Annotated in this window: 9 protein-coding genes; 4 read left to right on the top strand and 5 right to left on the bottom strand. The window is 61.5% G+C overall.

From position 1 onward, the window contains the following. Window positions 1–32: 32 nt before the first annotated feature. The 4 genes from VKS22_02785 (at window position 33) to VKS22_02800 (ending at window position 5,764) form a co-directional block, all read left to right on the top strand. Window positions 33–821, top strand: coding sequence for an alpha/beta fold hydrolase (locus VKS22_02785; protein HLW69526.1), 789 nt, complete (start codon window positions 33–35; stop codon window positions 819–821). 88 nt (window positions 822–909) lie between these two features. Then, the gene (locus VKS22_02790; protein HLW69527.1) at window positions 910–2,220 is read left to right on the top strand and encodes a folylpolyglutamate synthase/dihydrofolate synthase family protein; all 1,311 of its coding nucleotides are present in this window, start codon (window positions 910–912) and stop codon (window positions 2,218–2,220) included. Continuing rightward, entirely contained in the window at window positions 2,153–4,693 is a 2,541-nt protein-coding gene (lptD, locus tag VKS22_02795) for an LPS assembly protein LptD (protein ID HLW69528.1), read from the top strand. The genes VKS22_02790 and lptD overlap by 68 nt, the downstream gene beginning before the upstream one ends. Window positions 4,694–4,702: 9 nt before the next feature. After that, window positions 4,703–5,764, top strand: coding sequence for a phosphotransferase family protein (locus VKS22_02800; GenBank protein ID HLW69529.1), 1,062 nt, complete (start codon window positions 4,703–4,705; stop codon window positions 5,762–5,764). Window positions 5,765–5,803: 39 nt separating this feature from the next. Here the strand turns inward: VKS22_02800 and VKS22_02805 are convergent, their stop codons facing one another. From VKS22_02805 to gyrB, 5 genes are all read right to left on the bottom strand, one after another. Next, complete coding sequence (locus VKS22_02805) at window positions 5,804–7,078, bottom strand: MFS transporter (GenBank protein ID HLW69530.1); 1,275 nt, start codon at window positions 7,076–7,078, stop codon at window positions 5,804–5,806. Between the two features lie 28 nt (window positions 7,079–7,106). Continuing rightward, window positions 7,107–7,487, bottom strand: a complete 381-nt coding sequence (locus VKS22_02810) for a nuclear transport factor 2 family protein (GenBank protein ID HLW69531.1) — start codon at window positions 7,485–7,487, stop codon at window positions 7,107–7,109. An 18-nt stretch (window positions 7,488–7,505) separates the two neighbouring features. After that, window positions 7,506–10,040, bottom strand: coding sequence for a DNA gyrase subunit A (gene gyrA / locus VKS22_02815; protein ID HLW69532.1), 2,535 nt, complete (start codon window positions 10,038–10,040; stop codon window positions 7,506–7,508). A gap of 126 nt (window positions 10,041–10,166) precedes the next feature. Then, window positions 10,167–10,451, bottom strand: a complete 285-nt coding sequence (locus tag VKS22_02820; protein HLW69533.1) for a GIY-YIG nuclease family protein — start codon at window positions 10,449–10,451, stop codon at window positions 10,167–10,169. 388 nt (window positions 10,452–10,839) lie between these two features. After that, window positions 10,840–13,257: a DNA topoisomerase (ATP-hydrolyzing) subunit B gene (gene gyrB, locus VKS22_02825; protein ID HLW69534.1), complete on the bottom strand. Its 2,418-nt coding sequence runs from the start codon at window positions 13,255–13,257 to the stop codon at window positions 10,840–10,842. Window positions 13,258–13,370: the final 113 nt, after the last annotated feature.

Here is a 13,370-nt window from a genome sequence, read left to right on the forward strand (position 1 = left end):
CCCCTCATCGTTCGGGCACGCGAGGAAGGTCTATGGAGCGCGCAAAAGTAAACGGGGTCGAGCTCGCCTACGAAATCCGCGGTGCCGGAACTCCACTGGTGATGATTCATGGCGCGCAGGGCGATCAGACGATGTTCGCCGATCTCGCCGCGGCCTTCGCGTCGAGCTTTCGCGTACTGACTTTTGATCAGCGCGGTTCCGGACTCAGCGACAAGCCGGATATGGCTTACAGCATGGCGATGTTCGCGGACGACACGGCGCTCCTGATGGACCACGTCGGGTTTACCAGCGCGCATATCCTCGGGGTTTCGATGGGCGGGATGATCGCACAGGAGTTCGCGCTGCGGCACCCGTCAAAGGTGCGGACGCTGGTGCTCGGATGCACCACTGCGGGCGGTCCGAAAGCGGTCTGGCTTGAGCCGGCGCCAGCCTACTCAACCCAACCGATGTCCGCCGAAGAACGGGGCCGCGCGCTGGCCGAGGCGGCGTTCACGCGCGGCTACCTGAAGCAGCATCCGGAGATCATTGCGGACATGATCGAGATGCGGCGGCGGCGTCCGCTCGATCCGGTCGCGTTGGGTAATCGGATGAAAGCGGTTTTTAGCCATGACACGTATGATCGTCTGGCGCGCATCACCTGCCCGACGCTGGTGATCACCGGTCGCAACGACGCTTTGATCTCGTGGGAAAATTCACGTCTGCTCGCCGAGCAGATCGCGGGCGCGCAGCTTGAAATCCTCGAGCCGGCGGGACACTGCTTCTGGCTCGAGCAGCCCGAACGTGCCGGCACGGCGATCCGGCGCTTTCTTGAGTCCCACTAGCTCGAGTCGACAGGGTAATCGCGCAAACTGATTCTCGGCTCAAGGGCTGGTTTTCAGAGGCCCGGTCCATCTAAACTCGACCGTCACGATGGATGCGATCGCGCCGACCCTGGAATGGCTCTATACGCTCGAAGGGCGCGGAGAGATCTACAAGCTTGAGCGGATGGATCAGGCCCTCGCCCTGATCGGGAATCCGCATCGGCGGCTGCGCGCCGTGCATATCGCGGGGACGAAGGGTAAAGGCTCGGTGGCCGCGATGATCGACGCCTGTTTGCGCGCCGCGGGCCATCGATGCGGCCTCTATACCAAACCCCATCTGATCAATTTGACTGAGCGCACGCGTATCGACGGCGCCGAGATGCCCGCGGCCTTGATGCTTTCGTATATAGATCGGCTGCGCGCCATCTACGAGAGTGCTGACCTCGCGCTGACCTTCTTCGAGTTCACCGTCGCGTTGATGTTTCTCTACTTCGCCGAAGTCGGAGTTGATGTGGCGGTGATCGAGACCGGCCTGGGGGGCCGGCTGGATTCGACCAACGTCGTGCGTCCGATGCTCAGCGTGATCACCCCCATCGGGTTCGATCACATGGACCGCCTCGGCTACACCATAGGCGCAATCGCGGGCGAGAAAGGCGGGATCATCAAGGACGGCGTGCCGGTAGTGGTCGGCGCGCGTGATCCCGAGGCGCGCGCGGCATTGAGCGAGATCGCGGCAGAGCGGCACAGCCCGAGCTTCATGATCGATCGCGATTTTTCCTACCGCTCGCAAGCCCCGGCTCATCGGCTCGATTATCGCGGGCACGGACTCGCGCTTGAAAATCTTGAGCTGAATCTGGCGGGCCCCTTCCAGCACGAAAATGCCGCGATCGCGCTTGCGGCGCTCGGAGTGCTGAGAACGCAAGGCTGGGCGATCCCCGACGAGGCCATCCGGCGCGGCCTGCAGGAAGTTTTCTGGCCCGGTCGTTTCGAGATAGTGGCGCACCGTCCGACGATCATCCTGGACTGCGCGCATAACGAACTCGCGATCCAGGCGCTGCTCGAAACGATCACGGTCGAACTGGGCGCATCGGTGCGGCCGCATCTGGTCTTCGGCTGTCTCGAAGACAAGCAATGGGAGCGGATGGCGGCGATGCTTGCGCCGCGGGTCCAGAGCGCGATCCTGACGCGCGCGACGCCCAAGCGGCCGCTGGACCCGGAGGAACTGCTCCCGATCTTCTCGCGCCATACGGCAGCGCGCGTGATCCGCGATCCCGCAGCAGCGCTTGCAGCTGCGATAGCCGGGGCCGCGCCCGATGATGTAGTGTTGCTGACCGGTTCGGTCTATCTGGTGGGTGAGATCTATCCGTGGATTCTGGCGCGAACCGGGCGGCGAGGACTGTTTCCTGAAGCCGTCAATTAAATCGTGCATTGTTGGCGCACTGATTTTCGCGACCGCGACGCTTCGCGCTACCGCCCAGCTCTTTGCCCAGCAGCAAGGATTCTCTGAATTCGTTCAAGCCACGCACGGCGGTCCGGTCGATATCACGGGCCGGACAGTAACCTACGATTACAAGACCGACACGTTTGTGGTGACCGGCGACGCCGTCATCACGCAGAAGCATACCGTGCTGACCGCGGATCAGGTTGACTTCCTGCGGCGCGACCGCCTGATCCATGCCAAGGGCAATGTCCACATCGTCGATCCGCTGGGCGACGTTCGGGCCTCAGAGGGAACGCTCAACATGAACGATGAGAGCACCGTGATGACGGATGCCGTCGTTACGAGCAAGGACAAGAGCTATATTCTCAAGGGGTCGAAGGTGCAGAAACTCCTGGGCCAGCACTACAAGGTTCTCGACGGCTTCTTCACCACCTGCGGATGCGACCCGGGCACGCCCGACTGGAGCATCACGGGCGAGCAGATGAACCTGAACATGGGCGATACCGGCACCGCGCGCAATGGCGCCTTCGACGTCCTCGGCCATCCGGTGGTGCCGCTGCCCTACGCGATTTTTCCCGCCGACACTGATCGCCATAGCGGCTTCCTGGGACCGCGCCTCGGCGAGTCGGGGTTGCGCGGGTTTCAGCTTTTGCAGCCGTGGTACTGGGCGATCAATAAGAGCTCGGACGCCTCGGTCGCCCTCGATGTCGAGACCAGCCAGCGCGTCGGTTTGCTCGCGGAGTATCGCTTGATCACCGGTCAAGGCGATTACGCGATCCTCGACGGCGCCTTCTATGATGAAAGTCTGCGCAGCGCCTCCAATCGCGCGCATGACATCATCGACACCCAGCTCCCCGACCCGCACATTCCCACCGACCGCTACGACTTTATCTCGATGGTTCGCCAACACATCACGCCGGACCTGGTCTTGTTCGGCGACGCCACCACCGTCAGCGACGATCTCCTGCTGCGCGAGCTTAACGTCTGGACGCTCTCGCGCACCGTGCAACCCGGCATCGCCTACCAGACGCCGTTCGTCTCGATGCGCAATGCGGACTCGGACTGGGGCGCGCTCTACAGTTATACGGATGGCTTCGCCAAACTTTACGGAAATTGGAATCAGGACCTAATCCAGCGGCCTGAGTACGAGCTGCAAACGCTGCCCGAGTTGCTCTTGAGCGGCCGCAAAGAGCTGCTCGGGAATCTGGCCTACACCGACTACAATTTTCAGTTCGATGATTTCTGGCGGACCAACGGCCAGCGCGGCGTGCGTTTCGACATCAATCCCGATCTCACGGTGCCCTGGCGGCTCGGCAACTATCTCTACGGGTATGGCCAGCTCAATTTGCGCGAAACGCTGTATTCGGTCTCGGGCCGCACCATCGCGGTTACCCCCGTCGGCACCGGCGGCCAAATCTACAACAACGGCCTCTCGTTGGGGCCGCTCGGCGACGGTGGTTTCCGCAGCCGCGAGATGATCTATGGCAGCACGGGTATCGGTTCGGAGCTGGAGCGCATTTACAATGTGCACGCACTCGGCATCGAGCAGATCAAGCACACCATCGAACCCTTCGCGACCTATAGCTATATTCCCAACATTGACCAGGGCGCGCTGCCGCTCTTCGATCAGATCGATCGGATCGAACCCCGCAGCCTTTTCACCTACGGAGTGGTCTCGCGCTTCTACGCCAAGCTGACGCCCGCCCCGAGCGACGACACCAATGACAATACAGCGTCGGCTGAAGGCGCGGCGGGCACCACACCGTCGGATGACGATAACGTTCCATCGGTTAATCCGTTTCGCGCGCGCAGCTATACCAACGGCAACTCGGTGGTCGAGATTCTGCGGCTGACCCTGGAACAGGCTTACGACACCAATCACGCGATCGCCAAGGGCGCGTCGCGCTTTGCCGACCTGGATATGATCGCTAACGTTTTCCCCACCAGCGTCTGGTCGCTGGGCGGCCAGCTCGGCTATTCACCCGAAACCAGCGGTATTCGCAATGCGAGCGTCGGTCTGAATTTCCAGCCGTGGTGGACCACTAACACTCCTCAATTGTACCTGGGCAAGGCTGAAGCCGGCTCGTTCCTGGAACTCTCTTATGACTATATTGCGCCTGGACCCAATACTATCAGGCCCGGTCAGAGCGCAAATTTGAGTCAGTTCATCAACGCACGGGTCTACTATGATCTGTTCGATCGGCTCGGGGCCTACTTCGCGCCTTCCTATGATTTCGTCAAACACAAATTGATTTCAGCTGAATATGGCGTTCGGGTAAAGTCGCCGTGCGATTGCTGGGCCTTCGACATGGGTATCACCAAAACGATCAATCCCAGCGAGACGCAATATCAATTCCAGGTTACGCTCGGGGGACTCGGATCGGTCGGTCAGAGTCCGTTTGGACGCAATCCGTTCCAGACCCGCACCAGCGTGCTGCCGAATTATCAGTGAGTATTGACGATGTCTAAGGATGCCTCGCAAACCGCCGCGGCAGAGATCGAGATCGAAGGGCTGCGCCGCTTTCTCCGCGATCGCGGACTCGGCGAGGCCGCCAGCCTGCGCACTGAAAATATCTCCTTCGGCCATTCCAACGAAGTCCATCTGATTCATTTCGATGGCCGCGCCTGGGCCTTGCGACGGCCGCCGCGCGGACCGCTCCTGCCGACCGCTCACGACGTCATGCGCGAATATCGCGTGCTGCTCGCGCTGCAGGAAACTGCTGTTCCGCTGCCTCGCGTCTATGCGGGATGCGACGATCCGAGTTATATCGGCGCTCCCTTCTACCTGATGGAGCAGATGCGTGGGCGCGTTGTCCGTTCGCCCAACGTGCCGTCCTCGGAGACCAGCTTCGCCGATACCGCCGAGAAGCGTCTTGCGGTCAGCGTTGGCATGATCGACTTGCTCGTGGCCCTGCAGGCGGTCGATTGGCGCGCGGTCGGACTCGAGAAATTCGGTCGGCCTGACGGCTACCTCGAACGCCAGCTCAAGCGCTGGACCGATCAACTCGAACGCACGCTGCCGCTTACCCGTCCGCTGCCGGTGATGGAAAAGATTCGTGATTGGCTGGGCGCACATCTGCCGCCATCGCAGCCCGCGACGATCGTCCATGGCGATTTCAAGCTCGACAATGTGATGTGGGACGACACGACTCATCCCCGGCCTATCGCGCTCCTCGATTGGGAGATGTCGACGCTTGGCGATCCGCTCGCCGACCTGGGTTGGATGCTCACCTACTGGACCGAGCCCACCGACAGCGAGGCGCGACGTGGCGTGGTCTCGAGCATGGAGCCCGAGCCCGGTTATCTGTCGCGCCGCGCGATGGTCGAGCTCTACGAGCAAAAGTCCGGGCGCGCGATGAATAATATCGCCTTCTACCAGGCTTTCGCGCTCTTCAAGCTCGCGATCATTCTGGAGGGCAGCTACGCGCGCCATCTGAGCGGCCAGGCCGACGATCCGATCTTCGCGACGTACGACGTCCGTGTCCCCGCTATCGCCGAGACCGCCTGGGAACTCTGCCGCTAAAACGCTGACGATCCGCGCCATCGAGCGCGCCGCACGGCGCTAATCCGTCGAATGCAGCTCCGAGCCCTTGCGCTCCTTGCCGATCGCGATCATGGTCGCGTCGCCGATCAGCACCGTCGTCGCGACGATCGCGAGCGCGGCCTCATAGCCCAGGTGCTGAGCGATCAAGGCTTCGCCATACGCCGCGCCCGATGCGAAAAGCACGCCGAGCTGATACGCCATCCCCGAAAATGTCCCGCGCGCCTCCGCCGGTGACATCTCGCTCAGATGCGCCGGTATGACACCGAAGACCCCCTGCACCATGAACTGCATCAGAAAGGCGCCGGCCGTCAGCCAGATCAGCGCATGCGGGAAGACCCAGAGCGGGACGCTCGCGACACCGGCGAGCGCCGCCATGATCATCGCGCGCCGCCGTCCATAATGATCCGAGAACCATCCGACCGTGAGGCCGCCCAGGATCGCGCCGAGGTTGTAGATGATCGCGATCGTCGCCACTGTGCGCGGCCCGAGCCCGCGCCCCTTTTCGAGGAAGGTCGGATAAAGGTCCTGGGTGCCGTGCGAGATCAGGCTCATCATGGTCATCAGCGCGACCAGATAAACGAAGCGGGGCAGGTTCCGTCGGAGCGCGTTGCGAATTGCCGCCGACTCGGGTCGCGCCCGTTCCCACGCCTTTGATTCCGGCACCTTCGCGCGGATGTAAAGCGTCAGCAGCGCCGGCGCGCCGCCTAGAAAAAATAACGGACGCCAGCCTAGATGCGGGAAGACCAGAAAATAGGCCGCCGCCGCCAGCAGATAGCCGACCGCGTAACCCTCCTGCAAGAGGCCCGAGAGCAGGCCGCGCCAGCGCGGCGGCGCCGCCTCCATCGCCATCGAGGCCCCCACCCCCCACTCCCCGCCCATCCCGATGCCGTAGAGTGCGCGGAGGAAAAGGAACCAGCCGTAGCTCGGCGCGAGTCCGCTCGCAACTTCGATCAGCGAGTAAAAAATCACGTTGATCATCAACGGCATGCGCCGGCCGTAGCGATCCGCCAGCCAGCCGAAGCCGAGCGCGCCAAGCGGGCGTAGCCCCAGCGTCGCCGTGATCGTGAACGCCAGGTCTGCGATCGATTTGTGAAACTCCTTGGCGACCGCCGGCAACACGAACACCAGCACGAAGAAATCGAACGCGTCGAGCGTCCAGCCGAGGAAGCTCGCGACCAGTGCGTGCGTTGCCTCGGCGCGCGTCAGTCCGGTCTGCGGATGGGGTTGCGGCTTGCCCATGAGCCGCATCTTGTATTCGATCCACGCCACGCCGTGAAGGCGTGACGCGGCCAACCGAGATCGCGTGATCGCTTCGGCTGCGCTATTGAAACAGCGGCGCCGCAGCCTTCGCGTAGGTCGATTTCGCGATCAGCTTGCCGTCTTTGAAGTACATCAGATCGAGGCCGCGCCAGGCCGTCGCGCGCCCCTTGATCGAGAGTGTGCAACGCCAGCTGGCCATCACCTTGCCGGTTTCCGCGTCAACGAAAAGATCCTCGTCGATAAATTTCATCTCGCCGTAGGCGCCGGTAAACTGCGGGACGAAGGCGGCGCGAATCGCCTCGAGGCCAACGTTGCGGCGGCCGTTGAATTCGTCATAGATCGCGCCGTCGGCGAAGCACCCCATCACGGCGTCGAGGTCGTTGCGGTTGAACGCATCGACGAATCGTTGGGCCAGATCAATCAATTCCTCGCGCGCCATCATAAGCATACTCCGTCAGGATTATTCCTCGTCGGCGTCATTCGCATCGTCGTCGCCGTTGGTCTCGTCTTCCTCCGGCTCGGCAAGGCGTGAGATCGCGCGGACCTTCTCGCCGAGCTCGAGTTTTACCAGATGCACGCCCTGGGCGTTGCGCCCGGTAATCCGCACCTGCTTGACGCCCAGCCGGATCACCTTGCCCTGATCGGTAATCACCACCACCTGATCGTCGCTGCCCACCTGCAGCACACCGACGACTTTGCCGGTCTTTTCCGTGACATCCATCGTGATGACGCCCTTGCCGCCGCGATGAGTCAGACGGTATTCCGACGCCGGAGTGCGCTTGCCGAAGCCGTTTTCAGAGGCGGTGAGCAGCGTTTCGTTGTCGCGCGCGACTGCGATTGAGACGACCTCGTCCTGCACGAGAGTAGTGGTCTTGCCGTCTTTGACTGCGGAGGATTCGAGTTCCATCCCGGCGACGCCGTAAGTGCCGCGGCCCATCGGGCGCGCCTCCTCCTCCTTGAAGCGAATCGCCTGCCCGGCGCGGGTCGAGAGCACGATCTGCTGATTGCCGTCAGTAACCCGCACGCCGATCAGCTCGTCGGCTTCCTCAAGATTGATCGCGATGATCCCGTTGGTGCGGATATTGCCGAACTGATCGAGCTCGGTCTTCTTGACCATCCCCCGCCGCGTCGCAAAAAAGGCATATTTGCCTGAAGTATCCTTGGGCACGGCGAGGAAGGCTGAGAGGTTTTCGTCGTTGGCGAGGCTCAGCAGGTTCGCGATTGAGCGGCCGCGCGCGGCGCGTCCGCCTTCGGGCAGTTCGTAAGCCTTTTTCTCGTAAACCTTGCCCGCGCTAGTGAAAAACAGCAGCCGGTCATGCGTCCCGACCGCCACCAGATGCTCGACGAAATCTTCCTCGCTGGTGGTCGCGCCGATCTTGCCGCGGCCGCCGCGCCGTTGGGTGCGATAGAGCGAGAGCGGCGTGCGCTTGATATAACCGCCGTGCGTGACGGTGACCAGCACGTCCTCCTCGACGATCAGATCCTCGATCGAGAAATCGCCTTCCGCTTCAATGATCTGCGTGCGGCGCTCGTCGGCAAACTCCTTGCGGATGTCGGTGAGCTCGGCGGCGATGAGCTTCAGCAGCTCGCGCTCATCGGCGAGGATCGTTTTGAGCCGCGCGATCGTCTCAGTCGTCTCCTTGTGCTCGGCCTCAATCTTCTCGCGTTCGAGCGAGGTCAGCCGCCGCAGCGTGAGATCGAGAATCGCCTGGGCCTGCGCCTGACTCAGCTTGAACTGCGTCATCAGGCCGTTGCGCGCGGCCTCGGCGTCCTTGGCGGCGCGGATCAGCTTGATCACGGCGTCGAGATTACGCAGCGCGATCAGCAGCCCCTCGAGAATATGGAGCCGCGCCTCGGCCTGACGCAGCTCGAATTGAGTGCGCCGCGTCAGCACCTGGCGGCGATGGCTCAAGAACTCGACCAGGAGATCGCGCAGACTTAGCTCGCGTGGGCGCCCCTCGTGGATCGCCAGCATGATGAGCCCGTAGCTCTCCTGCATCTGGGTCAGCTTGTAGAGCTGATTCAGCACGATCCGCGGCTCGGCGTCGCGCTTGAGTTCGATCACGATCCGCATGCCGTCGCGATCGGACTCGTCGCGCAGATCGCTGATCCCTTCGAGCCGCTTGTCGTTGACCAGATCAGCGATCCGCTCGATCAGCTTGGTCTTGTTAACCTGGTAAGGAATCTCGCGAACGATGATTGACGCGCGGCCGCTGCGCTTGTCGGTTTCGATCGCGGCCAGCGCGCGGATCGTGAGGATGCCGCGCTTGTTGAGATAAGCCTGCCGAATCACCTCGCGGCCGAGCAATTGTCCGCCGGTGGGAAAGTCGGGACCGGGGATGATTTTGAGAATCTCTTCGAGCGTCAGCTCGGGCCGCTCGATCAACTTGAGCAGCGCGTCGCAGACTTCGCCAAGATTATGCGGCGGGATATTCGTCGCCATCCCGACCGCGATCCCGTCCGAGCCGTTGATCAGCAGATTCGGAATCTGCGACGGCAGGACTTCCGGCTCCTGATCGGAGCCGTCGAAGTTGTCAACGAAATCGACCGTCTCCTTGTCGATATCGGCGAGCAGGCGCTCGGCCAGGCGGGTCAGTCGGCACTCGGTGTAGCGGTAGGCCGCAGGTGGATCGCCGTCGATCGAGCCGAAGTTGCCCTGCCCGTCGATCAGCGGATAACGCACGCTGAAGGGCTGCGCGAGTCGCACCAAGGCGTCATAAACCGCGCCGTCGCCGTGCGGATGATATTTCTTCAACACTTCGCCGACGACGCCGGCGCATTTCGAGTAGCGCCGCGTCGAGAGCAGCCCCTCGCGGAACATCGCATAGAGAATCCGGCGATGGACCGGCTTGAGGCCGTCGCGCAGGTCGGGCAGCGCGCGCCCGATATTCACCGACATCGCGTAGTCCAGATAGGACTGGCGCATGTCGGCTTCGATCGTCAGCCGCGCCGGTTCGTTGCGGATTGGTTCGTTGCCGTTGGTCGATTCAGGCATTGATATTTTTGATCACTTCTTATTTAGAGAATTTTCTCATGACGCTATATCTCGCCAGCCACTTTGTTTGTCATCCTGAGCCGGCGAGCAACGCGAGCCGTGTCGAAGGACCTCCGCGAAGCGATTCTAACTCGCGTCTTTGCTCAGGTCAGACCATTTCGGATTGGACGATTCGATCAAATTGATCTTCTTCTCCCTACGCCACCCTTTGAGTTGCTTCTCACGAGCGATAGCATCGCGCACGTCGTGGAACGGTTCGAAGTAGACCAAACGCGCGAGATGATACTTTTGAGTGAAGCCCCTCACGACGCCTTCCTGATGTTCGGCAACTCGCCGCGCGAGATTGTTGGTGATGCCGATATATAGAACGTGTGTCCGATTTGTCATGATGTAAACGTAGTAATTGGCCATCGGAAATCGCTTCGCGGAGGTCCTTCGACACGGCTCGCGTTGCTCGCCGGCTCAGGATGACAAATCAGGTTTTACGAGTATCTAGCGTTCGTCTGCCCCGCCAGTCTCAGCGTCGTCAGCGCGATTCGTTCCGCGAGCCACGCAAGACCCCGGTTAACGGAAGACTCTGAGAACTGTCCATCTGCGTCTTTCACGAGCCCGCGGTCTTCGAGCTCTTCCAATGAAATTATGTCAGGTCCGCAGGAGATGAAGATGTCCTGCGGAATACGGCGGACGAACCCACCGCTCAAATTTCCGACGCTCGAGTTAAAATACCGCTGATCTGCTTCCAACAGTGCTTTTGCGCTTGGTTCTGACCTTTTCTCTGGTTCCACCCTTGCACTCCCCTCTAAATATCCAGATTCTTGACGTTGAGGGCGTTCTCCTCGATAAACGCGCGGCGCGGCTCGACCTGATCGCCCATCAGCTTGGCGAAGATCTCCTCGGCGTCCTCCTGCGACCCGATCTCCATTTTGAGCATCGAGCGCACCTCGGGATTCATCGTGGTGCCCCAGAGCTGATCCGGGTTCATCTCGCCCAGGCCTTTGTAGCGCTGAATCTCGACGCCCTTCTGGCCCGCCGCCAGCACCGCGTCGGCGACCGCCTTGGGCGATTCCACCGTCTGCACCACATCACCGGTCTGGAGCTTGTAGGGCGTCGCATAGGTCTCGAGGTCTGCGCCGAGGCGGCGAATCTCGCGGAGCTCGCCGCTGTGGAACAGCGCCAAATCGAGTACCGTCGGCGGCGTGGCGCCGTTGCGCAGATGAAAGAAGACGGCGCGCCAGGCCGTCTCAGTATCCGGCTCGACGCGGTATTCGAGATTCGCCGAGGCCAGTTCGCCTTTGACGCTATCTGCGATCTTGCGGAGCGCCTTTTCGTCCATGAAGGTGTCGGCGCTGAGAGTCTTGTCGTTAACGAGTTTCGCGACTGCGGCGACGATTGCGCGCTCCTTGGCGCGGCGTTCGAGATTTTCGTACATGCGATCGAAGTGCAGCGCCTTGCGGACAAAGCCCTTCAACGGCGCGCCCTTGAGCTCGCGCGCCTCCTTGCCCTTGCCGGCTTCGAAAGTCACCGCCTCAGCGCCAAGGTCGGTGAGGTAATCCTCGAGGGCGGTCTCATCTTTGAGGAAGCGCTCGGTCTTGCCTTTCTTGGCGCGGAACAGGGGCGGCTGCGCGACGTAGAGGTAGCCATTCTCGATGATCTCGGGAAATTGGCGGAAAAAGAAGGTCAACAGCAACGTGCGGATATGTGAGCCGTCAACGTCGGCGTCGGTCATGATCACGACCGTGTGGTAGCGCAGCTTGGCGAGGTCCTTGTCGCTGCCGACGCCCATCCCAAGCGCCGTGATCAATGTGCGCAGTTCAGTTGAGGAGAGCACCTTATCGATGCGCGCGCGCTCGACGTTGAGGATCTTGCCGCGCAGCGGCAGGATTGCCTGCACGCGCCGGTCGCGTCCCTGCTTGGCCGAGCCGCCGGCCGAATCGCCCTCGACGATATAGAGTTCGCTGCGCGCCGGATCGCGCTCCTGGCAATCGGCCAGCTTGCCGGGCAACGAGCCCGAATCGAGCGCCCCCTTGCGCCGCACCAACTCTTTGGCCTTGCGCGCGGCTTCTCGCGCCGTCGCGGCTTCGATCGCGCGCGCCACGATTCGCTTGGCGTCGCCGGGATTCTTCTCGAAGTACTCGCCGAGCTTTTCGTTGACCAGCGCCGAAACCAATCCTTCGACTTCGGAGTTGCCGAGCTTGGTCTTGGTCTGCCCCTCGAACTGCGGCTCGGGCAGCTTGACGCTGACGATCGCGACCAGCCCCTCGCGGGTATCGTCGCCTTCGAGCCGCAGCTCTTTGTTCTTGCTAAAGAGGTTGTTCTTCGCGCCATAGGTATTGAGGGTCCGCGTCAACGCCGACTTGAGGCCCGACAGATGGGTGCCGCCTTCAGTCGTATGGATATTGTTGGCGTAGCTGAAGAGCGTCTCATGGATCGCGTCGGTCCACTGCAGCGCGACTTCGATATCGTCGCCGTCGCGCAGGCCCTTGCAGAAGATCACGTCGTGCAGGGGCGAACTGCTATGCGTGAGCGACTCGACAAACTCGCGGATGCCGCCCTCGTAATGAAACTCCTCGTCTTTGCCGGTACGCTCGTCCTTCAGGCGGATCTTCAGCCCGGCGTTGAGATAGGCCATCTCGCGCAGGTAGCGCGCGATCGTTTCATACTTGAATTTGACCTCGGGAAAAATTTTGGGGTCGGGCGAAAAAGTTGTCTTGGTGCCGGTCAGTTTGGTCGCGCCGCGCTCTTCGACTTTGGTTTGAGGAGCACCGCGTTCGTAGCGCTGGAAATAAAGCTTGCCGTTCTTGCGAACCTCGACCTCGAACTCCTCGCTGAGCGCGTTAACGACCGACGCGCCGACCCCGTGCAATCCACCCGAGACTTTGTAAACGCCACGATCGAATTTGCCGCCGGCATGTAACACGGTGTGCACGACCTCGAGCGCCGAGCGCTTCTCGGTCGGATGCAAATCGACGGGAATCCCGCGCCCGTTATCTTCTACCGAAATCCGATCCTCGCCGAGAATCATCACGTTGATTTCGGTACAAAAGCCGGCCAGCGCCTCATCAACGGAGTTATCGACGATTTCGGTCACCAGATGATGGAGTCCGCGCTCGGCGGTGTCGCCGATATACATGCCCGGGCGCTTGCGGACCGCCTCGAGCCCTTCGAGCACGCGGATCGAGTCAGCGCTGTAGCCGTCAGAAACGTCTTTGTTTGGCATAGAAACAAGAAAGAAGGAAAAGGTCCTCTTGCCCCCGAATGAATGGGCTAATTCTATGCCTTAGGCAGCGGGTCGTAAAGTACCTTCCAGAATTTGTTTAGACCAAAGAGAAC

The sequence above is a fragment of the Candidatus Binataceae bacterium genome (assembly GCA_035308025.1).
Classification (GTDB): Bacteria; Desulfobacterota; Binatia; order Binatales; family Binataceae; genus JAJPHI01.